This is a genomic window from Alteromonas infernus (assembly GCF_902705815.1).
Genome location: NZ_CACSIG010000003.1, coordinates 69,365 through 95,526, shown reverse-complemented (window position 1 = coordinate 95,526; position 26,162 = coordinate 69,365). Strand labels below are relative to the sequence as shown.

The 26,162-nt window shown below is 45.1% G+C and carries 18 protein-coding genes and 1 pseudogene; 14 read left to right on the top strand and 5 right to left on the bottom strand.

Annotated elements, in window-relative coordinates; translation table 11 throughout:
• Positions 1-82: 82 nt before the first annotated feature.
• From ACX5J7_RS00525 to ACX5J7_RS00500, 6 genes and pseudogenes are all read left to right on the top strand, one after another.
• Complete coding sequence (locus ACX5J7_RS00525; RefSeq protein WP_474376726.1) at positions 83-1,105, top strand: aldose epimerase family protein; 1,023 nt, start codon at positions 83-85, stop codon at positions 1,103-1,105.
• 169 nt (positions 1,106-1,274) lie between these two features.
• The gene (locus ACX5J7_RS00520) at positions 1,275-2,330 is read left to right on the top strand and encodes a UDP-glucose--hexose-1-phosphate uridylyltransferase (RefSeq protein WP_024015513.1); all 1,056 of its coding nucleotides are present in this window, start codon (positions 1,275-1,277) and stop codon (positions 2,328-2,330) included.
• The gene (galK, locus tag ACX5J7_RS00515; RefSeq protein ID WP_348681056.1) at positions 2,323-3,471 is read left to right on the top strand and encodes a galactokinase; all 1,149 of its coding nucleotides are present in this window, start codon (positions 2,323-2,325) and stop codon (positions 3,469-3,471) included. Before ACX5J7_RS00520 ends, galK begins: the two co-directional genes overlap by 8 nt.
• Positions 3,472-3,811: 340 nt before the next feature.
• Positions 3,812-5,375, top strand: a pseudogene (locus ACX5J7_RS00510) (sodium/sugar symporter).
• 264 nt (positions 5,376-5,639) lie between these two features.
• Positions 5,640-6,230, top strand: a complete 591-nt coding sequence (locus tag ACX5J7_RS00505) for a single-stranded DNA-binding protein (RefSeq protein WP_012516753.1) — start codon at positions 5,640-5,642, stop codon at positions 6,228-6,230.
• 218 nt (positions 6,231-6,448) lie between these two features.
• Positions 6,449-7,402, top strand: a complete 954-nt coding sequence (locus tag ACX5J7_RS00500; protein WP_474375970.1) for a hypothetical protein — start codon at positions 6,449-6,451, stop codon at positions 7,400-7,402.
• Between the two features lie 216 nt (positions 7,403-7,618).
• Here the strand turns inward: ACX5J7_RS00500 and ACX5J7_RS00495 are convergent, their stop codons facing one another.
• The 5 genes from ACX5J7_RS00495 to glpK all read right to left on the bottom strand — a co-directional run bounded on the left by ACX5J7_RS00495 (position 7,619) and on the right by glpK (position 18,287).
• Positions 7,619-10,195 (bottom strand): hypothetical protein, encoded by a 2,577-nt coding sequence (locus ACX5J7_RS00495; protein WP_474375969.1) that lies wholly within the window; start codon positions 10,193-10,195, stop codon positions 7,619-7,621.
• Between the two features lie 23 nt (positions 10,196-10,218).
• Entirely contained in the window at positions 10,219-11,229 is a 1,011-nt protein-coding gene (gene galE / locus ACX5J7_RS00490) for a UDP-glucose 4-epimerase GalE (RefSeq protein WP_474375968.1), read from the bottom strand.
• Positions 11,230-11,239: 10 nt separating this feature from the next.
• On the bottom strand, positions 11,240-13,531 hold the full coding sequence (locus tag ACX5J7_RS00485) for a glycoside hydrolase family 2 TIM barrel-domain containing protein (RefSeq protein ID WP_348681053.1): 2,292 nt from the start codon (positions 13,529-13,531) through the stop codon (positions 11,240-11,242).
• 168 nt (positions 13,532-13,699) lie between these two features.
• Positions 13,700-16,357 (bottom strand): TonB-dependent receptor, encoded by a 2,658-nt coding sequence (locus tag ACX5J7_RS00480; RefSeq protein WP_012516758.1) that lies wholly within the window; start codon positions 16,355-16,357, stop codon positions 13,700-13,702.
• A gap of 445 nt (positions 16,358-16,802) precedes the next feature.
• Positions 16,803-18,287 carry a glycerol kinase GlpK gene (gene glpK / locus ACX5J7_RS00475; protein ID WP_474116456.1) on the bottom strand — a complete coding sequence of 495 codons (1,485 nt, stop codon included), beginning with the start codon at positions 18,285-18,287 and terminating at the stop codon, positions 16,803-16,805.
• A gap of 161 nt (positions 18,288-18,448) precedes the next feature.
• Here glpK and ACX5J7_RS00470 point away from each other — a divergent pair, with 161 nt between their 5' ends.
• The 8 genes from ACX5J7_RS00470 to mshL all read left to right on the top strand — a co-directional run bounded on the left by ACX5J7_RS00470 (position 18,449) and on the right by mshL (position 26,160).
• Entirely contained in the window at positions 18,449-19,207 is a 759-nt protein-coding gene (locus tag ACX5J7_RS00470) for a DeoR/GlpR family transcriptional regulator (protein ID WP_015065969.1), read from the top strand.
• 263 nt (positions 19,208-19,470) lie between these two features.
• Positions 19,471-21,009 carry a glycerol-3-phosphate dehydrogenase gene (gene glpD, locus ACX5J7_RS00465; protein WP_498705711.1) on the top strand — a complete coding sequence of 513 codons (1,539 nt, stop codon included), beginning with the start codon at positions 19,471-19,473 and terminating at the stop codon, positions 21,007-21,009.
• Between the two features lie 253 nt (positions 21,010-21,262).
• Positions 21,263-21,766, top strand: a complete 504-nt coding sequence (locus ACX5J7_RS00460) for a hypothetical protein (protein ID WP_012516764.1) — start codon at positions 21,263-21,265, stop codon at positions 21,764-21,766.
• 166 nt (positions 21,767-21,932) lie between these two features.
• Positions 21,933-22,847, top strand: a complete 915-nt coding sequence (locus ACX5J7_RS00455) for a hypothetical protein (RefSeq protein ID WP_012516765.1) — start codon at positions 21,933-21,935, stop codon at positions 22,845-22,847.
• On the top strand, positions 22,844-23,470 hold the full coding sequence (locus tag ACX5J7_RS00450) for a PilN domain-containing protein (RefSeq protein ID WP_020742677.1): 627 nt from the start codon (positions 22,844-22,846) through the stop codon (positions 23,468-23,470). Before ACX5J7_RS00455 ends, ACX5J7_RS00450 begins: the two co-directional genes overlap by 4 nt.
• On the top strand, positions 23,445-24,092 hold the full coding sequence (locus ACX5J7_RS00445; RefSeq protein WP_015065974.1) for a type II secretion system protein M: 648 nt from the start codon (positions 23,445-23,447) through the stop codon (positions 24,090-24,092). Before ACX5J7_RS00450 ends, ACX5J7_RS00445 begins: the two co-directional genes overlap by 26 nt.
• A gap of 6 nt (positions 24,093-24,098) precedes the next feature.
• Positions 24,099-24,428, top strand: coding sequence for an agglutinin biogenesis protein MshK (locus ACX5J7_RS00440; RefSeq protein ID WP_012516768.1), 330 nt, complete (start codon positions 24,099-24,101; stop codon positions 24,426-24,428).
• The gene (mshL, locus tag ACX5J7_RS00435; protein WP_020742678.1) at positions 24,412-26,160 is read left to right on the top strand and encodes a pilus (MSHA type) biogenesis protein MshL; all 1,749 of its coding nucleotides are present in this window, start codon (positions 24,412-24,414) and stop codon (positions 26,158-26,160) included. The genes ACX5J7_RS00440 and mshL overlap by 17 nt, the downstream gene beginning before the upstream one ends.
• Positions 26,161-26,162: the final 2 nt, after the last annotated feature.

Genomic DNA, 26,162 nt, shown 5'->3' with positions numbered 1-26,162 from the left:
TCCACCGTTTGTATTTAAATAGGTGAGCCTAAGGCCTGTTCTCTAGCGCCTTAGTTGTGCAGATTAAGGTAAAAATATTGTTATGAAAATAAACGTATCTGTATTCGGTGAAGTAAACGGTAACACGGTCAAGGCTTTCACATTAAATAACGCCAATGGCATGTCTGTTACCTTGCTAAATTACGGCGGTATTATAAAAGACATCACTGTGCCAAATGCCGAGGGAAAACCAATACACTGTGTTCAGACCTTTGATACTTTGCAAGAGTACATCGACGACCCTAGCTATCGCGGTGCGATTGTAGGGCGTTATGCAAATAGAATAGGTCATGGCACCTTTTTCTTAAACGGTACGCAGTACACGCTGGATAAAAATGGTGGAGAGCACAACCTACATGGTGGCTTTGCTGGTTTTCACAAAAAAATATGGCAGGCAAGTACGGACGAGTTAGACAACAGTGCTAGCGTAACCTTTAAATTGCATAGTCCTGACGGGGAAGGCGGTTTTCCGGGTAATGTGAAAGTTGAAGCCTGTTATACATTAAACAATGACAATGAACTTTCACTCGAACTTTTTGCTACGACAGACAAAGAAACCCCGTTGAGCTTTACCCAACACGCGTACTTCACCTTAAGTGACGACGATAAAGTGGGGAGTACCCTGCTACACATTGATGCTGAACAAGTGACTGATGCCGACAGCTCGCTATTACCGACCGGTAAATTAGTGGACATTGGCGGTACGCCATTCGATTTCTTATCACTAACCCCCATTGAAAAAAGAGCGAGTCAACAAGCATCGCATGCGTTGTTTGATAGGGTTGGTGGGTACGATCACAACTACGTACTTCGTGCGGCAAAGGGTAGTGAACCCCAAGCCACTGTAATGGCGCCTGATACAGGTATTTCGATGGAGTTATTCACTACACTACCAGGCTTGCAGTTTTATACAGGTAGCCTTGAGAGTGATGAACAACTCGGCGCCCTGTGTTTAGAGCCACAACATTTTCCCGATGCGCCGAATAAGCCGGCTTTCCCTAACTGCTTCGTTAAGCCTGAGGAAACCTTTAAAGCCGCTATCCGCTATAAGTTTAGAGCCGGCTAATTCCGCTACACTAGTAAAAGAAAATTAATTGTTATTAATTTAACAATTATTTTTCTTTGTTACTTAATTGATAAACCGGAACGCATGCTATATTATTGTTAGGGTAAACGTTTAACCCTATTTTAAGTTGCGCACTAGAGCGTAGCTGGCCTATTCAGAGAGAGTGATTATGGGAACGCCTTTTGACCCTACAAACGATCCACATCGCCGTTACAATCCATTGTTGGGGGAGTGGGTGTTAGTGTCGCCTCACCGAGCTAAGCGTCCTTGGCAAGGGGCCTCAGAAGAGCCTAACAACGAGCAAAAGCCGTCTTATGATCCTACGTGTTATTTGTGTCCAACCAATACGCGAGTAAACGGGGAAGTGAACCCTGATTACAAAGGCACGTTTGTTTTTCAAAATGACTTTGCCGCACTTAAGCAAGACACAGAACAAGCTAGCGAGAAAAAGGGCCTATTTCAGTTTGAAACCGAACAGGGGTGTAGCCGTGTTATTTGTTTTTCACCTGACCACAGCAAAACACTGCCTGAGCTTACTGATGAAGAGCGAGTAGACGTAGTTAACACGTGGAAAGCGCAAACTGCTGAACTAGGTGAGACCTATCGCTGGGTTCAGGTTTTTGAGAACAAAGGCTCCATGATGGGCTGCTCGAACCCGCACCCTCATGGACAAGTGTGGGCACAGCAACACATACCCACTGACCCTGCCAAGAAAGTATCGCACTTAAAGCAATACTTCACTGAAAACGGCACGCCTATGCTTTTAGACTACGCAGAACAGGAAGTGACGAAGCAAGCGCGTGTGGTTTGTCAGAATGACGATTGGGTCGTTGTTGTTCCGTATTGGGCTGCGTGGCCCTTTGAAACGTTACTATTACCTCGTTTCAACGTGCAATCCCTGCATAAACTATCTGATTATCAGTCGCTATCACTTGCCAAAATTATTGGTGAGATAACCGCAAAATACGATAATTTATTTGAGACGTCTTTCCCTTATTCAATGGGGTGGCACAGTGCGCCGTTCGATAATGAAGAACACCAAGAATGGACGCTTCACGCGCATTTCTTCCCGCCACTTCTTCGTTCAGCGAGCGTGCGCAAGTTTATGGTTGGCTATGAAATGATGGCAGAGGCTCAGCGCGATTTAACGCCTGAACAAGCAGCAGACAGATTAAAAGCACTGCCTACAGTGCACTATAAAAAACGTGAGAAGACGAATGGATAACCAAGTACTTTCTTCAAAATTTGAAGCGCAGTATGGCGAAGCGCCAGCGTTAATCGCACATGCGCCGGGTCGAGTGAACATTATTGGTGAGCATACCGATTATAACGAAGGGTTCGTATTTCCAGCCGCTATTAATTTCGGTACTTGGGTTGCTGCATCTAAACGAAACGACAACGATATCTTGGTGACAGCCTTAGATTACGAAGGGCAGCAAAATCAATTTCCGTTGTCAGACATTCAGTACGATGAAGACCAAGGCTGGGCGAATTATGTTCGCGGGGTAGTGAAAGTGCTAAAAGAAGCGCTGCCAGATTTTAGCGGTGCTAACTTGCTGGTGACTGGCAATGTGCCACAGGGAGCAGGGTTAAGTTCTTCTGCGTCGTTTGAAGTGGCTATTCTAAAAGCCCTGAGCGCACTTTACGATCTGCCTCTTGATGGTGTGCAGGCCGCGCTGCTTGGTCAAAAAGCAGAGAATACTTTTGTGGGCTGTTCATGCGGTATTATGGACCAGCTAATTTCGGCAATGGGTAACGAAGGTAATGCCATGTTACTTGATTGTCAGTCGCTGGCCATTGAGCATTCGCCGCTGCCTGACTCACATCAAATCGTTATTATTAATTCAAACGTAAAACGTGGCTTGGTTGATAGTGAATACAACCTGCGTCGCGAGCAGTGCGAGCAAGGTGCATCTCTTCTTGGTGTGTCTTCATTGCGTGAAGCAACCATTGAAATGCTGGAAGAAGCCAAGCCGCATATGCCCGACGTGGTTTATCGCCGCGCAAGGCACATCATTACTGAAAATGCACGGACGCTTGCAGCTAGCCAAGCTTTAAAAAATGGTGATATCGAAACGGTGAGCGAAGCTATGGCCCAATCCCACATTTCTATGTGCGACGACTTTGAAATTACTGTTCGCCCAATTGATTATTTAGTTGAGATTATTGGTGAAGTATTAGGCAAATCTGGTGGTGTTCGAATGACTGGAGGCGGCTTTGGCGGGTGCGTAGTGGCACTTGCGCCATCCGACAAAGTTGAAGCTGTGAAGCAGATAGTTGCCGATAAGTACTTTGCTGAAACAGGGTATAACGCTGATATTTACGTGTGTACCGCTGCTCAAGGTGCCTTTGCTGAAACGAGTTAGGCACACTGCAAAAATACGGTATGAAGAACTAGCTACCTAGGTTTCTTATCCTAATCTTCTTATATCTCGCTCGAAATGTAACCGCGAAGGACAAATTTATGAAAAATATTAAATCTAGTTAAAAAAAGTAAACAAAGTGTGATACTAATATGAGCTTAGACAAGTGTGGTTTTGGGCAACGTTGAGTTGCATAAGAATGAACACTTGTTTGATTAAACGCGTTTTTAAAAACGTGACATCGGTGTGGCAAAAACCAATAGAATAATAAAAACAATTTTTCACCTGTGTACCCTGCATAAAAATAATCGCCGCACCCAAAATAAAAACTTTGGGAAAAACTATGAAATTAGCATCAATAGATATCACATTATTTGTGGTATATGTCGTCGCGCTCGTTGGAATTGCGTGGTGGGTTTCTCGTGAAAAGCAGGGCCACCAAAAAGATACAAACGATTACTTTCTTGCAGGCTCAAGCTTACCTTGGTGGGCAATTGGCGCATCACTTATAGCGGCCAATATATCAGCCGAGCAAATCATTGGTATGTCCGGCTCGGGATATCAATTAGGCCTCGCCATAGCTTCTTACGAGTGGATGGCCGCCATCACGTTGCTTATTGTAGGTAAGTTCTTTTTACCGGATTTTTTTAAAGCACAAGATTTACACCATGCCTCAATTTTTAGAGCAGCGCTACGACCATCGCGTGCGAAAAGTCATGGCTATCTTTTGGCTAGGCGTGTATGTCTTCGTAAACCTCACCGCTGTGCTTTGGCTTGGTGCCCTTGCCATTAACACCATCGCAGGTGTGGATATGATTTACGGCATGATGTTCCTTGGCCTTTTCTCGCTAACCTATTCCCTTTACGGCGGTCTTAAAGCTGTAGCCTTGACCGACATTATTCAAGTGGTTTTATTGGTGCTGGGCGGTTTGTTCCTTTCATATACTGCGCTGAACTTAATCAGTGACGGCAATGGCGCTATTCAAGGTTTCGTCGATTTAACTAACAAGTTGCCAGAAAAGTTCGACATGATCCTGTCGAAAGACAATCCGCACTATATGGATTTACCGGGTATTTCAGTGCTGGTAGGCGGTATGTGGATAATGAACCTGTCGTACTGGGGCTTTAACCAATACATTATTCAAAGAACGTTAGCCGCAAAAAGCGTACAGGAAGCACAAAAAGGGATTGCCTTTGCGGCTTTCTTAAAGCTACTTATGCCGCTAATCGTCGTGCTACCTGGAATAGCTGCAGTACTTATCGTGCCTGACTTAGCTAAGCCAGATCAAGCTTACCCAAGCTTAATGACGCTTATGCCTGTAGGTCTTAAGGGGATAATTTTTGCGGCGTTAGTTGCGGCTATCGTCTCTTCACTTGCGTCAATGACAAACAGTGTCTCTACTATTTTCACTATGGACTTATATAAAGATAAGCGTCCTAACGAGTCTCAGCAGCACTACGTGAAAGTAGGGCGTATAGTGAGCTTTGTAGCACTGATAATCGCCATGATTGTTGCCAAGCCGCTATTGGGCAATTTCGACCAAGCGTTCCAATACATTCAGGAGTTTACTGGTTTCTTTACACCAGGAATTTGCGCGCTGTTCGTGCTGGGTATGTTTTGGAAGAAAACGACGGCGAACGGTGGTTTGCTTGCCGCCCTCGGCTCGTTTGTACTGAGTATTGTATTTAGACAAGTTTGGCCAGAACTACCGTTCATCGACCGCGTGGGTATCGTATTCCTACTTTGCGTTGCGCTTGCTGTAGTTGTTTCGCTTCTAGAGAAAAAAGGGGTCAGTGAAAACGCCGTTGATATAAACGATGTTGAATTTAAAACCACGAAAGGGTTCAACGTTGCATCAATAGCCGTAGTGCTTGTTACAGCAGCGTTTTACATTACCTGGTGGTAAAATTGATAGGGCGTATTTACTTCATACGCCCGTATCATACTTTATGAAAAACAACGCGAAAGTTCAGAAGACGCTGACAATAAATTTTGCTAAGTTCTAGAATGTGTTGCAGTTGGTAGCGTATAAGTGGGGCGAAAAACTTCAAATTTCCCCAATAAAATACGATATACTAACCGGCTAATATTCGATGAACTTTCGCGCTTGCTGATGTCTTAGTTAAAAGAGTTATGCAGCAAGCCACTAAAAACGTTACAGGAGACATCAATGGCAACGAAAGGCGTTAATAAGGTTATTCTTGTTGGAAACCTTGGCAATGATCCTGAAGTTAGATACATGCCTAACGGAAACGCCGTTGCGAACTTAAGCCTAGCAACTAGCGAAAGCTGGAAAGACCAACAGGGTCAGGTTCAAGAGCGCACTGAGTGGCACCGCCTTACAATGTACCGTCGCTTAGCAGAAATTGCCGGAGAGTACCTGAAAAAGGGCTCGCAAATTTACGTAGAAGGTAAATTGCAAACGCGTAAGTGGCAAGATCAACAAGGTCAGGATAAGTACACCACTGAAATTATCGTAGATCAAATGCAAATGCTTGGCGGTCGCGGCGGTGATGGTGGCGGCGGAAACGGCGGTTACCAGCGTCCTCAAAACAACCAAGGCGGTTATAATCAAGCGCCAGCGCAAGGTGGTTACAACCAGGCTCCACAACAAGGTGGAGGCCAGCAAGGCGGCTATAACCAGAGCCAGGGCCAAGGCGGTGGTTATAATCAAGCGCCGCAGGGTGGTAACCCGTCACAGCCTAAGACTCCGCCTATGGCTGAACCAGACTTCGATTTTGACGACGATATTCCGTTTTAGCGTTTACCTGAGACATATCACGTGTTAAAAATATTATAAGAGCCGCTTTATAGCGGCTTTTTGTTTTGAGCTAAGTCCGCTTAATTATGAGATTGATGCCCGCCATAGCTTCTCTCAATTATCATTAAAATGATTTCAGTATTCACCTATGCGGTTTACCAAATAAGCGTGAACAGCGAGCGTTTAAGATTCTCATGTAAGAAAAATCGGGTTTTACAGTGTCAGTAGTAGTAACAGTGGTGGCTTTTCTTTTGTTGTCCCTAAAGAGCGGCATGTTATTTGCCCAAACAGGTGGAAAATGTGAAGGTGAAAAATGCACTTTTCAAAAGCCTACAGTGACCTGGGTACGCCCACCAGAGCTTGGACTTGAAGGCAATGGTGTCAGCATTACAGCGGGCCCGCTTTACGACGTAATGGCCTATCTTTCTACATACTTAAATGGTTATGAACATAAGTTTGAAGTTTACCCAGTGAAGCGTGCATGGTCGCTAGTCCGGAATACGCATTCTTCTGAAAAAGTTTATTGCTTTTATGGGGCTGCCTATCAGAAGGAACGAGTAGAATGGGGATATTTCACCCAACCTACCTCTATTAACTTACCGCTACTGATCGCTGCTAAAAAAGCATTACATTCCTCCTCGAATAAGAAGTTAGTCGCCGGGCATGCTAACCCAATGTTGGGTTATTTTGAGTCCGTTTCATTGCGAACACTTCTTCGACAAAACTTGAGAACGGTGCTTTACGACGAAGTGAACAACGTTTATGCCGATACGTTCGAGCAATGGGCTACACCGAATAATGTGGTGCGTTTAAATGGTTTAGGGAAAGATTTAGGCATGCATACAATTGAGCTACTGGAAAGTGGCAGAATTGACTTTGGATATGTAGGTCACCGCGAGTTTTCAGTATTACCAAAAGAAGAGCTCGACGTGCTTCATGTTTATCAACTCAGCGAACTATCGCAAGAGTTAAGAGGAACAAAACGCGTACTTTGTTCTAAAAGTGAGCTAGGGCATATAGTCACTAATGCTTTAGATAATGCATTTACGGACATCATGTCTAACCCTAAGCAAAATCAAATTTTTAGAGACATCAATTTTGCAGCAGATGGATATCCTTTATTTTTTAAACCACTTTTCGATGAAAGGTGGAGTAAAGTTATGGTCAATTAATCATGCGATAGTACGGCTTCATTTGGAGCTCTACGAAAATCTATAGTTCAGCGTCACTTGCTAATCAGGTGAGTTAAAAAGTTATCTTACGTGACACCAACCCAATCCTTTTTACCAGTCGTCGCGCCTGAATAATTGGTGATCCCGAACTCCATTTCCAAACTCATCACTTTAGCGTGAGGTTGGAAATGGAGGAGATGCTTACGGTAACTTAGCTTATTCCATCTTCACCAGTGCAACTTTACCCACTTCAATGCCACGCCAACCGTTTTTAGGTGCGCGTTTGAGTGGTGGTAATATAAATTGAAGCCCTGTGATCTGGTGAATATCCAAAGGAGGTTGCTCGTCAAATGGCCCCATGGTAACTGGCATAAACATAGGGTACGCACGAGTTAATAAGGTCGCCGTGGGTTTTAGGGCCGAAACAGGAAGAATCAAGGTTTTCCATTCGTCACTTACAGTAAAATCAGTGCCGTAGGCCAGCCCATCGTTAGCAATAACGCCAAATTGCAACCGGTCGCTATTGCCTAATGAACGAACGCGTAGTGCAATAGCGTTATATTTTTTCAAGGTACGGTCTATCAAAGTGGCATTTTTAGGGAGATCCGTACGCAGTAATGGCCCACCAGATTGAAGGTTATCGTCAAAGACTTTGAGCGTAACTGTTTCGCCCTCGGTGGTCGCCGAAGAGGCCGGCCAGCTCACCGTGTTTTGCGGTGGTACAAACGTCCCTCTCGCTTCGCTTGGATTAAAGAGAAGTACTGGACTGCCTGCAGGTTGCAATATCGTGTGATAGTAAGCATTATTTGAGAAATCCCAATCCTGCGGTTTTCCACGTTGCTTACCAGGGTAAGTTACTGTGGTATTTCCGTCAGTAATGGTAAAGGCGTATTCCAATTTACCTGAGAGTTTCCACGTATTGTCATTCGGTAGTGTAACTTGATAAACCCCTTTATCTCCTTGTTGCATAGGCAAAGTAACGAAGTCACTGTGGCCCTCATAACGTACATTTAAGGTAACGAGGGGATTAGGCGTTACACTTTGCACCGTCGCACTAAAGGTCAGGGTATCACCAAGAGTCCGCTGACGTTGGGGTTGGTGAGTCACTATGGTTTCACCTGGTTTGATTGGCGGTAAGTAATAGGCCGAGTCTATGTCACCTGGTGGCTTTGCCTCTGATGGTGATAGCCAATATACCCCAGGCGTGACAACGAAATTACCTCCTGAAGCCTGAGACTGGTAGTTGTTGCCGTCGTTAACACCAGTCACCCCAAAGCGCTCGCCCAGACCGGGAAGGAAAAGAGTCATGCTATTGGCTTTAACTGACAACCGACTGACTTCTCGGTTAAGACTAGAGTTCTGATGTGGGTCTTGTAGATTGATCACATCGGGGAATACCTCTAATCGCCACTGCGAGTCTCCCAGTTTATCCAAGAAGTATGCACCGGAGCCCGTGTATTTAACCAGCTCAGATGATCCAACCCCTGCAATGTGAGTTAGGCTATCAACATCTTTAGGGCTGCGAGTGGTGCTGTTTGTGTAATAGAACTGTTTAGTATCATCAAACACGGCCAAGTCAGCGAGGTAGTCCAGTGTTGTATGATGAAATTGGTTACTCTGCGGGTAATCTGGAGCTTCATAGTCCTGAGGTAAATTACGAAACTCTTCACCGGCAATCATCAAACTTATTGCTTTCGCTGGCGTATACAATAAATTTAAGTAGTGAGTATTGTAGTCTGAGTTACTGTCTGCAATTACCGCAGGGTCGTAAGCAAACTGAGTGGCCCATTGAAACCCCGCGTCGCGAAAGCTGCGTGCCATCGCGGGGTACGTTACGCTATTTGTGATATCCGCCGCGTCAAATTCGTAAATCATGCGCGCTTTATCACTGCACCCGCTGATATCACTAAATGGGTTGGTATACGTTGAAACCGCAGGCAGTACATTGGTATTCAACGCACTGTATTTTAATAAACCAGTGGGATACCACTGATACGCGATACCATCTATTGACGTGTTACATACCGCTTTGGCAAAGTCTCTCTGGTCACCTTGTTCACTAATGTTATAGAACAAAGGCTTGGTAACACCTGCGTCTTTAACCGTTTTAATTAAGGTTTCGATATACGTCGCACTCTTTTGTGGAGCTAAGCGATGTTTGGGCTCATTAAAAAGCTCAAAGGCGATAATTTCAGGGTCGCTGCCAAGGGGTTGCCCAGTGTAGCGGTTTTTATGCGCCATAAACTGAGTCAGATAGCGCTGCTGGGCGGCAATAAGCGCAGGCTTTTCATTCATATCGTTTTTGCTGTAGCCCACTGCAAATCCAGGCTCAGCGGGATCTTGTTCGGGATAGCCCGTTCCCCACCATGCAATGGGAGTGATGATAGCGCGAATGCCATGCTCTTGAAGGCGCATCATCAAATAATCGAATAACTCAAGATATTCATTGTCGATGAGATTGCCTTCTTTGTCGCTGATGGCTTTGTCCCATACGTGAATGCGATAAGCATTTAGCTTAAGCCGGGTCATATGGTCCACGTCTATATCGATCGCGGCTTTGTGATCAATTCCACGCCGAGCGATAGCGCGATATCCATAGGCAAACGGCGCACTGTAGTTGGCACCAAACAAGTGGACTGGGTCGCCGTTGTCCCATAACAACCGGCCGTTTTCTACTGTCACGGGAGTAGGGGGTAACGTGGTATCGGTCAAACTTACTGCACTACTTAAGCCCGCTCTAGTTAAGCCCATAGTAGCCAAAACGATTGAGGTTACGAATATTTTTGAGAACATCTTAATTTTCCTACAAGTTAGGCTTAGCGATAGCCGTTAGGGTTAGACGACTGCCATCGCCAACTGTCTTTCACCATGTCTTCTAAGGTGCGGGTGGCTTGCCATCCCAGCACCTCTTTAGCGTGACTTGAGTTGGCGTAACACTGTGCCACATCGCCGGGGCGACGGGGAGCAATTTGATAAGGGATAGGTCGGTCACTTGCTTTCGCGTAGGCGTCTACCATCTCTAGCACTGAAACACCGCTACCCGTTCCTAGATTTAAGCAGTGACTGCCCGGTTTTCCATGCAATTGCTCCAAAGCGCGAACATGCCCTTCCGCTAAGTCACATACGTGTATATAGTCGCGCACTCCAGTGCCATCATTGGTGGGGTAGTCATCGCCAAATACGGCCAGATGAGAGCGCTTGCCCACGGCCACTTGTGCAATAAAAGGCATTAAATTATTTGGGATTCCACTTGGGTCTTCTCCAATCCGTCCGCAAGGATGAGCGCCCACTGGGTTAAAGTAGCGCAAAATAATACCGTTAAATTGAGCCGTGGCAGTCGCAAAATCTTGTATGATTTGCTCTACCATGAGTTTACTTCTGCCGTAGGGATTGGTCGCGCCGACGGGAAAGTCTTCCACAATAGGTACAGTTTGCGGGTCGCCGTAAACTGTCGCTGAAGAGCTAAACACTAACGTATGTACGCCAGCCTGATGCATAGTTTCTATTAAAGTCTGGCTGGCAGTAACGTTGTTTCGGTAATAAAGCATAGGTTTCTCAACAGATTCCCCCACTGCTTTTGAGCCGGCGAAGTGAATGACGCCATCAAAGGTGTGCTCTGAGAAAACACGTCTGAGCAGCTCTTCATCCCCCACGTCACCCTCATAATGAGGGATCTCTGTATTACAAATACCTTCTACCCGCTTAAGTGCTTCGGCGTGGCTGTTAGAGAAGTCGTCAATTACCACAACAGAATGGCTTGCTTCAACTAACGAGATACAGGTATGTGAGCCGATATAGCCAGCACCACCGGTGACTAATATATGCATGGGTCTTTCCTTACTTTTCAAGTGATAATGTTGCAGGTTTTAGACCTTTGGCAGTAACCGTGATTTTGGCGTTTTTAAGTGTTTCACCAATTTCAATTAATAAAGCGCCTTCTCCCTGAGAGGTGGTAATGGGGCTTTGATTTAATAATTTAATATCGCCTTCAACTTCAGCATTCAGCTCGATGTTATTTGTGCGAACAGGATTGCCCTTAGCATCTACCATTTGTGCGTATACAAATACTTTGTCTTTCACGTAGGGAGTAGGAGCAATACCTGAGGTGTCGAGTCGTAGCGTTAGCGCAGTGGCGTTCTCTGGCGTTGTGACACTATGACGAGCGACAATATTCTCACTAATTAGCGCTTCAGCACGCAATGTACCAGGCTCGAAGTTATCTATTGAGAAGGTAAAGGGAGGATGCGCTAAGTGCGTACTCAAAGCATCAGTGTCGGGGCTTTGCGTCGCAATTAAGCGATCGTTGAGGTAAAGCGCGACGCGCTCGGCATTTGAGAAAACGCGCACATTAGTGCTTGACGTTTCATCCCAATTACTTGCGATATACACCATGGGACCGCTTTCAAATTGCGGGGCGTGTTCGTCTGCATTCCGTTGACTTTGGAAAAAGTAATAGCTGAATTTAGGCTGACGATAAATACTGGCGATACCCGAAGCTTCAATGTCATCGGCATAGCCGCGGTTATAATCAAACATTACCCAGTAACCGTCTGCAAAGGCGGGTACGGTAAAGTTGTCATTGTGGGCTTCTTGAAGGTTCTTTGCCTGTTGCAGCAGGCGCTTTTCACCGCTATTTAGTAATTGACGGCTAGTACGCTCATCTTCCTGCAAATCTTGCCAGCTATCCTGATTTAAACCCGCGTTTTGCGCGTAATATTCCCAGTCCCCGTACTCAGATACAATGTAAGGGACTGTGGGTGTTTCGTAATGCTGAAGTCGGTGTTGACGGGCTTGTACAAAAATATCGTAGCCTAGTTCCCATCCTGCGGAATAGGCGCCAGGGTATTCGGCATGTACTGTATCAGATAGTGCTGCGATAAATTCGCCCGGCATGTCTGATTCGTTTAATGAGCACTCCCATGCAATGACGCTAGCGTGATTACGGTCTCGGCGTAGTAAATCAGCACACGCTTTTAAGGTATGAGCTTCGAACTCTTTAGTGGGGTTGTAATATTGCCAACCCAATATTGCATCCAGTAATACTAAGCCCAGTTCGTCAGCCGCCTTCATAAATGCTGTTGAGTGAGGGTAGTGGGACAATCGAACGTAGTCGAAACCCGCCGATTTGATTTTTACGGCATCGCGGTAATCAGCCTGAGCAGAGGTTGCGTAGCCGACAAACGGATATTCCTGGTGGCGGTTGACACCGCGAAGAAAGGTTTTTTCACCGTTTATCAGTAGCTCATTTTTATCATTGAAGACAAAAGAGCGAATACCGATGTTTCGCGATTGATGTTCTATAGTTGTATCGCCATGCGACAATACAGTGTCCAGTGTGTATAAGTTGGGGTGCTGAGGAGACCATAAGGCAGGTTCAGCTACTGTAATTAACTGATTAAAATGACGCTTTTCACCTGCCGGCAGGGTGTATTGTTGGCTTACCTCATGAACTTCACTTCCATCAAATGACAAAGTTTGGGTAAGGGTAAACGTTTTTTCTTCGCCGCTGGTGTTAGCTACATGCGTTTTAATGTTTACTTCAGATTTCACTTTATCTACAAAAGGGAAGGTTACAAAAACACCGCCACCGGCTACTTCGTTAGCGTGCATCTCATCAGTAATCATCAAGGTGTTTTTTACCAGAAGATTAACATCGCGATATAAGCCACCGTAGGTATTAAAATCAAGCAATGTAAGTGGCTTCGGGCCAGTCACGTCATTGTCACGGTTGTCTAAGCGCACGCGGAGGGTATTCCTTCCTGACACCAGGTAAGGGCTTAAATCGAAAGTGAACGGCAAATATCCACCTAAGTGAGTACCCACTTTCTCATCATTAAGCCAAACCTCTGTAGCATTCATCGCTCCCTCAAAACGAATAAACACCGCTTGCTCAAGCCACTCTGCCGGCACTGAAAACGATTTTTGATACCACGCAATACCTTGCCATTGGTCATTTACCACTTCAGGCTCTAACTGGGGAGTATGTGGAAGAGCAATATTTTCCCATGCTTGGGCTATTTGCTCAGGCGTAAGCGCCTCGTCCGCCTTCTTAAACTGCCAGTCTTGATTGAAAGGAACTACTTCACTTAGAAAAGGCGATGAAGAATGCGGTGGATTAGAAGAAGACATGAAGGGCTGGCACGCGCCTAACCACAACAGACAAAAGAGTAAAAAGCTAAATCGGGAAATAGAAGTCATTGCTCTAGCCTGGATGAAATCAAAAATAGACAAGCCTAGTTGGCTTAAACGCAAAAAGGCACTGCCCTTATTTGAAAGAGCAGTGCCGATACAACACATTTACATCGCGTATTGGAAGCCTAACAAGTAACGGCGTCCCCATTCAGCGTATTGACGTGGTCGGGTAGGGTCGTTGTCAAAGTATGACGTAGACGCTTCATTCGTTAGGTTCTGCCCTTGTAACATTACTTTGAAGTTTTCGGTCACTTCGTAGGCAATGCTGGCATCAACCGTGGCTTCGTCATCTATAGTGAAAACGGCACCTGGGTCCCAGCTACCTACGCTAGTGTATGCACTGCGGTAGTTATATGACACCTTCGCATCAATACCTGCTTTGTAATACCAAAGGGTTAAACTACCTACATTTTTAGATAAGCCCCCCATAGTCAATGGGTTGTTTTCAGGCTCAAACTCAGTCACATTCGTATCTGTATAGCTGTAGTTGGTATAAATCCCCAAGCCATCAAAAGGTTCTGGCAACATGTTAAACGCTTGCTGATACATCACTTCAACGCCGCGAATCTGGCCACCATCACCGTTCACTGGGCCGGTAAATTGGTAACTCTCACCATTGATATTAAGAGTATCTGTAGCAGCACCTACATGACTCTTTAGGTCTTTGAAGAAGAGTGACACGGTAAGAGCAGCATCTTCAGCAAAGAAATATTCATAGCCCAGGTCAACTTGATCCGCGATGAACGGATTTAGCTGAGGGTTACCGCCAGAAGCAGAGTTAACTGTAGAAGATGTATTAATTTGTAAGCCTGTACGCATTTCAATGAGTGGCGGACGAGATATAGCACGTGAAAGTCCAAAGCGAATTTGCGAATCGTCCGTAATGTCAAAACGTAAGTTTAGCGCAGGCAGCACCTCACTGTAGTCATGGTCAATCGATACCGCAGTTAGCTCTCCCCCGTCAGCTTGCTGGAAACCTGTTGAAGTAGATTCGGTATTGATGTAGCGCACACCTACATTACCTGTGTACGAGATACCGCCAATTTCACCTAACAGATTAAACTGAACGTACAATGCAGTATTAGTTTCTTGAACATTCCAGCTATTAAGTATATCGGCATTAGTCTGGGTATGCTGGTTGCGGTTATCTATCCCGCCAAACGCTTCCTGCGCTACTTCTGACCAATTTTTTATGCTGTAAAGCGCAGGGACGCCATAGCCTTCACCAAGCTCGTAAGTAAAGGCGTCTACATTGGCACTGCTATTGGCTACACTTTGTTGCCAGCTAACCACATCATTGTCTTTTTCTCTATCTGTCCAACGCCCGCCGAAGCTCATTGCATCAATAATTCCCCACTCGATAGGTCGAGAGAAATCAAGCTTGGCAGTGATCATTTCATCTTCTAACAGGCGGTCGTTGTCCACCTGCATATAATCAAGACCGTAATCCGTAACATCGCTCATGTCATAACCAGTGCCAATGGATAAGCGCTCAGCGGTAGTGTCCCAGCTATAGTCCATGCCGTTTGCATCAGCATCTGCATCCCAATACCAAGACTGAATGTTCACCCAGCGAGAAGTTATTGAAGCTTCTGAATAGCCAATGTCCGCATTTACCTTCCAAACGTCACCTAACCATTCAGCATTTAAGCCTGTACTGACAAGTTCGTTTTCTTGGAACCAAGTAGAATTATTTGCAGTGTGGCTACCGCCCCACAACATTCCACCTGCAACAATTTGTTCTGAACCATCGGGTTTAGTAATGATTTGCGGTGGGTTACTGGCATTTGCAACGTTCCAGTTATTTAAGCCACCCCAGTTACCCCAGCCGTCGAACCAGATTTGGTCTTCTCGTTCTTCAATATCAAATTTGGAATAAAAGAGGTCATACTTTAGCTCTAAACTTTCATTTGGTAGCCATTGAAGTACCGTCATTGCACCAATTCTCTGGTTGTCACCGCCTTTCGTAGCCGTCTGTGCTCCCCAAGGGGCCGCTTCAGGGATGCCATTACCATTAACATCACCCTGATCAGCCGGAACATTGTTGTATTCCCACGAGGTAACATCTTTTTGTAGCGAGGGTTGGTCTTGAACGGCAACGCCAAACGCAATACCAAATGTATCTGAAATAGGGTCGATATAACTGAAATTAGCGCGATAACCTTGGGAGTCGGCTGTGGGAATATCGTCAGCTAAAGGGTAACTCATCAAGTGCCCGCTGATGTTGACGGCCCTTTCATCTTTGGTCAAGGGTTCAACGAACTGCATGTTAACTAGGCCAGAGATACCCCCTTCAATATTACTTGCTAAAGGGCTTTTAAATACTTCAACTGAGCTAATAAGCTCCGCAGGGAATTGTTCATAACGAACACTACGACTTGGTTCACCGCTAACAATTTCTCGGCCATTCATGGTTGCAAGGTTAAGGCGCGGCCCCATACCTCGAATAGAAATCTGACTCGCGTTTCCGCGATCACGGTCTGCTGCAATACCCGGTAAGCGCGCGAGGGCATCAGTGATTGTCACATCGGGAAGTTGTCCCAGGTCATCCGTGGAGATAATTTCTACCGTCGAATCAGCTAACTTCTTATGCTGTAGTGAACGGGTTAATGTGCTACCGAAACCACGGACAGTGATAACTTCGGTTTCGCTGATATCAACTTGTTTATCAACATCGGCCGCTTCTTGTGCTGAAGCAATGCTGATATTTAAGCATTGCGCTACCGCAAGTGCGGTCAAACCTAACTTGAATTGTGTCTTCATTCTATTACCCCCAAGGTAAATTTTTTAATAGTGTCTTGAGTCGTGTCGAGTGTGTTTTTAGCGTCTTGGTAGGCGTTTGTAGGGATGGCTACCATAAACAGTAACAACTTTATAACATATTTGGGTAAACGTTTACCATAAAAATATTCAGAGAAATTGAATGTTTTATAGACGGTAATAAATAGTAGGCTGAAAACAAAGAATGCTGTCGAGGTGAGTTTGAGCGCTGCACGCTAGATTTTTAGGGCTCTACAATAACTTTTTGAATGCAGAGATTTTACTTAAATACAGAGCTTTCAAGTTGTTTGTAGAACGGTGCGGTATGGGAGGAAGGAAAACGTTAATGCCCTAATAATAAATATTAGGGTTTATCGTTTTCCTTTGTGCCAAACAGGAGAGTCCTATTTGGTTTTCAGGGACGCTCTAATGCGATGCTCGCTACAAATTAGCTACAGCGGATGCGGGCAACAGCCGATTTCCAGCCGTCATAGGCTTGATCACGTTCTTGCTTGGTCAATCTTGGAGTGAAAACGCTATCACTCTTCCAACAATGGGTTAAATCGTCGATTGAATTGAAGACACCAGCCTGTAATCCTGCTAAGAAGGCAGCACCAAGAGCGGTGGTTTCCGTAATCTCAGGGCGCTCTACTTCAGCGCCCAATATGTCTGAAAGAAAGCCCATAACCCAATCATTACGCGACATACCGCCATCTACACGAATAGTTGTGGGGCGAGCGCCATCGCTTTCCATTGCTTTTTGCAGGTCCTTAGTCTGATAGCATACAGACTGAAGTCCCGCTGCAACGATTTCGCTAATGCCTGTGTCGCGGGTTAAACCTAAAATTGCGCCACGCGCGTCTGGATCCCAATAAGGCGCGCCTAGGCCAGTAAATGCGGGTACTAGAAACACGCCATTGTCTTCTCTGGCACGCTGCGCAAGTGCTTCTGATTCAGCGGCATCGTCGATAAGTTTTAAGCCATCGCGAAGCCATTGCACCGTGGCGCCAGCCATAAATATACTGCCTTCTAATGCATAGGTGGTTTTGCCATTAAGTCGGTAACCTACCGTGGTAAGTAAGCGGTTTTTTGATTGCAGGGGCGCATCGCCGGTATTTAAAATCATAAAGCAACCCGTTCCATAGGTACTTTTTGCCATACCTTTTTCAAAACAGGCTTGGCCTACCAATGCGGCTTGCTGGTCGCCTGCAACGCCCTGGATGGGGATGGCCCTACCAATAATCTCTTCTTTAATAACGCCGAAGTCAGCTGCACAATCCATAACTTCAGGTAACATTGAGGCAGGGATATTGAATTTACTTAATAGCTTTTCATCCCAACACTGGTTGTGAATATCAAATAACATGGTGCGCGACGCATTAGTCGCGTCGGTTTTATGCGATTCACCGCCGGTAAGACGCCAAATAAGATATGTATCCACTGTGCCAAAGAGCAGCTCGCCATTCTCTGCTTTCTCGCGGGCGCCTTCCACGTTATCTAATATCCATGCGATTTTCGTGGCCGAGAAGTAAGGGTCGAGTAAAAGCCCTGTTGCTTCGGTTATATAAGAAACAAACGCCTCGTCTTCGCTAAAATCACGGCAGTATTGTGCAGTGCGTCTGTCTTGCCACACGATTGCATTGTATACGGGTTTACCTGAGTGTTTATCCCATACCAAGGTTGTTTCGCGCTGGTTGGTAATACCAATGGCGGCGATGTCAGATGGAGCGACACTACATTTGTTAAAAACTTCTTTCAGAGTAGATACAACGCTTTCCCAAATCTCTTCGGGATCGTGCTCCACCCAGCCGTCCTTTGGATATTTTTGAGAGAACTCTTGTTGCGCAATGGCATCAATGCTGCCTTTCGGAGAAAAAATAATACTGCGAGAGCTTGTTGTGCCTTGGTCAATGGCAAGAATATGTTGTCCCATAAGGTCACTCCTGAAGATAGTTTTCGTAGAGTTTGCATTATTTACACGGGTTTAACAATGCTATATTTTCGAAAACGAACATTTCATATTCGTTTAACCGTGGGAACTTTGTCTTTAAGCACGTATAATTAATTATAATTTTTAATTCCTCAGGACTCGTAATGAACCAAACACAAAGACACGAAAAAATTGTTGGCCTTATTAAGCAGCATGGTTTCATGTCTATTGATGATTTGGTTAGTGCTTGCGACGTTACGCCGCAAACTATTCGACGAGATTTAAATCAACTTGCTGAAAATGGCGTAGTGAGCCGTTACCACGGCGGGGCGGGGTTAAATAGAAGTTGGGAAAATACCCCTTATCAAGAGCGAAAGACCCAAAACAGTGAAGTGAAGGAGAAAATCGCCGAAGCTGTGGCGGCAATGATACCCGATGGTGCTTCATTGTTTATCAACATCGGTACAACCACAGAGATGATTGCTACAAAGCTGCTCAACCATAAAAATCTCCACGTTGTAACGAACAATATTCACGTTGCTACTATTCTTTCCGCCAAAGAGGATTTCTCTGTCATTATTGCTGCAGGTGAAGTGCGGTACCGAGATGGCGGAATTATTGGTGAGGCTACGTGCGATTTTATCAGTCAGTTTCGTATGGACTATGGCATTATCGGTATTTCGGGAATAAGTGCAGATGGCGCATTACTCGATTTCGACTTCAGAGAAGTAAAAGTTTCACAGGCCATATTGGAACACACCCAACACGTTATTCTTGCAGCTGACTATAGTAAATTCGAGCGTCGGGCTATGGTAGAGCAGGGGCATATATCTCAAGTAGACTGCCTTGTTTGCGACAAAACTCCTCCACCGGCTATCAGTGACATTATTGAAGAAAACAATATAGCCTTTGTTAAAGCTTGATTACCTACACCTAATACTGCGCTGCTCAGCCTAATAATTTCACTGCTTTATTTTTTCATTCGTTTAAACGGGTTCGTTCTCCTTTATAGCCTGTCATTTAACAAGGCTCCCTCTTCTATTTTACCCTCGTTTTTTCTTGTTCAATCTCGTTTCCTTAACTTTCTTTAATTTCCTTAAATGTTCGTTTCTGTTCGTTTTGTGTTGACATGTTTTCTTTTTGGTTGTCAAATAGCCAACTATATAACGACCATTTGGGGTAACGTATGATTCACAACAAACAATCTGAAAAAACGCTAGACGTTTTAGTCGTAGGCGGCGGTGTAAATGGCGTGGGTGTAGCGCTTGATGCAGCGGGCCGAGGGCTGTCGGTTGCTTTGTGTGAAAAAGGCGACTTAGCTGGTGCGACATCATCTTCAAGCAGTAAGCTCATCCACGGTGGTCTTAGGTACCTAGAGCATTACGAGTTTCGTTTGGTTAAAGAGGCATTAGCTGAACGGGAAGTACTGTTGAAGAAAGCGCCGCATATCATGTGGCCTTTGCGTTTTCGTCTTCCTCATCAAAAGCATCTACGTCCAGCCTGGATGATTCGAATTGGCCTATTCATGTACGATTCATTGGCAAAGCGCAACATGTTGCCTCGCTCGCGCAAGCTTTCAACCACCAGTGAAAGCCCTTTAGTTAGCGATATTTCAACGTGTTTCGAATATTCTGACGGTTGGGTAGATGATGCGCGCCTAGTGGTACTTAACGCGTTAGCTGCCCAGGATCAAGGCGCTCAAATTTATACTCGAACCGAGTGTGTTAAAGCAGAAAAACAAGATAATTTGTGGTGCGTAGAACTTAAAACCGCTGAAGGGAAAACGTTTACAGTCAAAGCGAAGTCGATTGTGAATGCGGCAGGCCCTTGGGCTGTTTCTTTCCTTGATCGCCTGGTAAATGTTAACAACCCTAACGCCATGCGAATGGTGAAAGGTAGTCACTTCATTGTACCTAAGCTATACGACACAGATGAGGCCTATATTCTTCAAAACAAAGACGGCCGAATAGTGTTTGTGATCCCTTATGAAGGGGATTTCTCTTTGGTTGGCACGACAGATGAGGACTTTAAAGGTAATCCGTCTGATGCTGCGATTTCAGATGAAGAGACGGAGTACCTTGTCGATGTGGTTAACCACTACTTTAAAACAAAGATTACCCGAAATGATATCGTGCATTCATACAGTGGCGTGCGCCCTCTTTTAGAGGAAAAAAATGCGTCTGCGCAAGAGCTCACCCGCGACTACAAAGTTGAATTAAAAGGTGAAGCTGGAAAGCCTGTCTTACTTAATATTTTTGGCGGAAAGATAACGACATACCGAAAGCTTGCTGAGCACGCGGTTGATAAACTCGTAACCTGTTTTCCAAAAGCGAAAAAAGCGTGGACGAAAGAAGTGCCGTTGCCGGGAGGCGCGTTTGAAGATCAAGCCTCGCTGGTTTCAAAACTAATTAGTGAGTTCCCGTGGCTAGAACAATCTATTGCACAGCGATACGCCCGCCAGTACGGTTTGTTGTGCTATAAGTTTCTAAAAGGCGTAACGTCTGTAAAAGAAATGGGTGAGGATTTTGGTTTCGGCATGTATCGCGCTGAGGTCGACTACCTTATCGATTGTGAATGGGCTTACACAATAGAAGACGTGCTATGGCGAAGAACCAAGCATGGGTTGCGTTTAAATAAAACGCAGCAAGAGGTCTTGGCGCAGTATATTTCCAGTAAAGTTGCCGGTACGACCGACACGGTTGGTGTAACAGCTGCGAGCGCGTAACCTTTTAAAATAACCAAAGCCGTGAAGCTCACTTTTGTGGCTACACGGCCTGATGCTTTTTTAGACAATAGGTCATCTTCTGGGGTGTGACTGTCTTGCAGAAAGTAGAGGCCACTAATGCGAATGCATAGACAGACGACTTTCATTTAAGGATTGTTTATACCGTACTTTATATTTCCTTCAGAATGCCGATAGAATAGCGAGGCAGTGTGTATAGCGCTATCTAATATAAGTAAAGGCAGAGGGAACACCGGTGAAAAAAAACAAAGAAAAAATATCTTCCACCGCAAATCTTATTAAAGCCGCAGTGGCCATCTTATTTGCAATATCTTTAGGTGTTGCTGTTAACGTTTTGCACACGGGGGAAGAAGATACCACAACGACAGCCTTTGCCACTCAGTTAGATACCTTCAAGCGTCACGTTGTTTCTTCCCACTGGCAGTGGCGAGTACGTCAACCTACCACCATGATTATGCTTATCCATTACGATGAGAAGGGCAATGAGGTCAACCGAAAACCCGTTCGAATGAATCACGAGGGTTGGCCTACTGCAGACTTATCCGACCCTGGTTGCGAAAAAATATGGAAATCCCTAGTAGCAAGCCCGCTGCGCGTCGACGGTTTTAAAGTTCATGCAAGGTATTATGCTGAACTCGATGAGGGGGAAGACAATTACTGGTGCCGCTATAGCCTAAGTCGAGGCGCTCATTTTGATTACTACCCTGCAACGGGTTCAGTAACGAATCTAAATGAATAATTACATACCGTAAACTGAGTCTATTAATATAAATTTATACTTATGTAGGTGTTTGTTCTACTTAGATAATTAGTCTACTTTTGTGTTAGTGCCATGTAACTGATTGGCGCGTTAAGGTATTGTCGATTATAAGATACTACTGGATATTAACGAACTAAGTAGACATATGCTAACGGGCTTATTCTCTTCGCAAACAAACAAAACAACGCTCACAGTAGGGGTATCGGTGAGTGCCGCTGAGCTGCATGTTGTTGCCATCGATTATGATAATAGCACTGTGTCGCTTAGTTCAGTTTCGTCTGTACCCTTTGACCCACGTCAATCGCTTGATAAACAGGTCAATGATGCATTAACGGCATTTGAAAAAGCGCCCTGTCGCGTATCTGTCGTACTTTCCCAAGATATGTATCACATGGTGCAGGTAGAAAAACCAGATGTACCAGAAGAAGATATTACCACCGCGTTACCGTGGACTTTGGGTGATCTTGTCCCTTATGACGCGAGCAACATTGTTTTAGACTATATTGATTACCCTGTTCAAACCCGTACTGGTGCAAAAAAGATAGATGTATTCGCTGCGGAAAAATCTTCGCTTTCAGCAGTAGTCGAGAGTATGTCTAAGAAGAAAGGGCAAACCTTAACCCATATTCACACCAAAGAAGTGTTAGCGACTGAAATGGTGCCCGACGACGACTATGCACGCTTACTCATAATACAAGAATCTAACAGCGAACCGTTTTTGATGATCGTCCGCTCTCGTGCAATATGGTTATCGCGACGTCTACGAGGGTTTGTAAATAAGGCAAACGGTAACGCAGACCTGTCACAGCTAAGCGATACACTTGGCTTAGAAATTCAGCGTTCAATGGACTTTTATGAGTCTCAGTTGAAGCAGCCGCCTTTGAAAGAAATCCTATTTAAAACACAGTTTGATTGTATGCCAGTGATAGAGCGCTTAAAACCGTTTCAACCGGCAGCGATGAATGTATTTTCGCCTGAACTTGATTTGTCTGATGTGGTTGACCCTTCGTGTCACTTTGCGCTGGCTAGTGCCCTTGTTGCAGCGAGGGAAGCGCATTGAAAAGAACGATAAACCTTTACCACCCATCACTGCAGCCTCAAAAAGAGCGACTCCCCCTCGCAAAAGTACTTTGGGTTAATGGCGTTGCCTTTGCCTTAATGCTTACAGCTGTGGTTTTGCTCAACGTAATTTTAAGTGGCAAGCAGGAAACGCTAAAGCATCAGACGGCGGCGGTGAGTCGAATAAATGACGAAATAAAAGCGTTAACCGCTGCACTTGAGAAGAAACGAGATACCAAAAACTTACAGCAGCAGTTAGCGCGGGTAAATACGAAAATAGAAAACAGAAAGCAGTTACTGGCGTACCTTGAAAGTGGAGAGCTTTCCTTCGATGCAACAAAATACGGTGAAGTGATGGATGATTTAGCGAACTATCACAACCAAAACCTATGGTTAACCCGCATTGATATAGATACGCAGAAAATTCGCCTATCTGGGCAAACAATAGCGCCTTCATCAATACCCCAGTGGCTTAAAAAGTTACAGCAGTCTCCTTTTTTTCAAGGTAAAGCCTTTTCATCGGTGAAATTTGATGAAGTGGAAGACACCGACAACGTAAAACAATTTTTAATTTCTACCGACTTTGAAGGAGAGGATGATGAGCCAGTACCAACAACTCTCTGAAAAGTTTTCGGCCCTTGAGGGGAGAGAAAAGCAGCTTATTTTATGGGTGAGTTTTGGCCTCATCGTATATCTGTTCTTCTGGTTTGGTATTTCGCCCGCGCTTGACGATTTATCAACAGCCGACAAAGCAGTGAAAAGAAAAAGCAGTGAGTACAACGCCTTGGTTATTCAACGAGATGCCGTTCAACAGGCGCTTTCTATCGATTACACGCAGCGCACCCAGCAAGAGCTGGATAGCGCAAGAAAAGCCTTACTTGCGATAGATGAAGAGCTACTTTCATTGAACGAAGGGTTCGTGGCAGCAGACAGAATGCCGGAATTACTGATGACGCTATTAAACGAAGAAAACAACGTGCGTTTGGTTAATTTCAACGTTGAGCCTACTCAAATCGTTCGCTTTGGCGAGGGAGAGTCGCAAAGCACGCCGTTTTATCGTCATAACATGCGCTTAATTATTGAAGGTAGTTATTTTGACCTACGCGGCTATTTAGCGCGTCTTCAAGCGTCGCCAGAAAAGGTGATAGTAACTGACTTTGCTTACCACGTTGCACAATACCCAAACGCTACATTGGCGCTTGGTCTGGCAACGGTTAGCAATAACGAAACCTTTATTTCGCTGTAAGGAGTTATGGTGAAGCTATTTAAAATTGTAGTTACAGCGTTAGCGATAGTCAGTGTGACCCTGCCAACCGCATCAGGGGCGGTAGACCCAACCAAACCGGCGGTTTCAAAGGCTTCTATGCCTGGCGATAAAAATACCATTGCGGGCGAGTTAACGCTTCAATCTATTTTTAAACGCAGTACAGGCTATAGCGCCATTATTTCGGGAAAGTCCTACCGAGTTGGCGACACGCTTGACGAGTACACCATTTCGAAAATTAATCCTAAAAATGTGGTTATCACTGACGGACGTCAGCAACAGACACTAAGAATGTATGCATATGAAATTAAAAAGTAGTCTCACTTTACACGCATTTGTTTTGACAGCGGCGCTTGTAGTAAGTGGTTGTCAAACTTACGGTGTTGGCGAGGAAGTGAAACCTCATATACGTGACGAGTTAAACCGCTCGCAAAATAAGCCCACCGGTGTGCCAACGCCTCCACCTCAGCTTAATCAGGAATTGTTGTCGGAAGTTGCTCGTTATCAAGCGCTTCCAGCACCAACATCGCAAAAAACCTTTGCAGTGTCAGCGAATAACGTAGACGTGCGCCCCTTCTTTGATGCGTTAGTGGAAGATACACCCTACAGCGTAGCGGTTCACCCTGCGGTATCTGGTCAAATTAGCCTAACGCTAAAAGAGGTTGCCCTTGATGATGTATTAACCATTATTTCGAGAATGTATCCGCTAGATGTCTTCTTAGAAGGCAAGGTTATTCAAGTTATGCCGTCTCAATTAAAAACAGAGTCTATTCCGGTTAACTTTTTAATGATCAAACGGTTTGGTGTATCAAACGTTAGCGTTATCGCTGGTGGCGTAAGCGAACAAGACCAAAATAACGGCGGCAATAATGGCGGTGTCAACGGTAACAATAATATAAGCGGTAACTCATTAGGTGGACAAGGCGGTATTGGCGGTCAAGGTGGGCTTGGTGGCAACAATATTCAGCAGCTTAATGGCTCTAACATACAAACCACCAGTGAAAACGACTTTTGGAGCGATTTAAAAGAAGCGCTTAAAGTACTGGTTTCACCCACCGAAGGTCGCCAAGTTGTGGTTTCTCCGCAGGCGGGGCTTGTTACCATACGCGCCTTGCCAAGTGAAATTGCGGTAGTGAAAGACTTTTTAAATCAAAGCCAAGAAAGCTTACAGCGCCAAGTGGTGTTAGAAGCGCGCATTATCGAAGTTACACTTAATGATGGTTATCAACAAGGCGTGCGCTGGGACCGAATTGCTAGCGGCCTAACTGGCAGCGTAAACTTTGGTTTTAGCGGTGGCGCACTGGCGTCTAATTTCGCCGCGAACACCGCTGCAGGCATTGACCCTGCAATCAATGCAGTTAATGCCATTGGTAACACCATTTCTACTGATATTGGCGGGGTCTCTACGTTGCGTATTTCCCGTGGTGACTTCGACGGTGTTATAAACATGCTGCAAACCCAGGGTGATGTGCAGATGTTGAGCAACCCTAGGGTCACGGTAACAAACAACCAAAAAGCAGTGATTAAAGTAGGGCAAGATGAGTATTTTGTTACTGACGTTTCTACCAGCGAAGATCAGAGCACAACGAGCACTGAGAACGAAAACGATATTGAGCTTACCCCTTTCTTTTCAGGTATCGCACTTGATGTAACACCGCAAATAGATAGAAGCGGCTCGGTCATCCTGCACGTTCATCCGTCAGTGACGGAAACGGCAGAGCAAACTAAAGTGATTCAAGTGGGCGACCAGCAAATTTTACTGCCCCTTGCACAAAGTAATATTCGCGAGTCAGATACAGTAATTCGTGCCCGCGATGGAGAGATAGTGGTTATCGGTGGGTTAATGGAAACCGTTACCAGCGAGCAAGAATCTAAAACGCCTTTATTAGGCGACATTCCTTTTATTGGTAATGCCTTTAAGAACAAAGCGAAAACTCAAAGTAAGCGCGAATTGGTTATATTAATTCGCCCTTCTGTAGTACAGCCCGACACCTGGGAAAAGCAGCGCCTTCGCACCCAGTCGTTACTTGATCAATGGTATAGAAACTAACC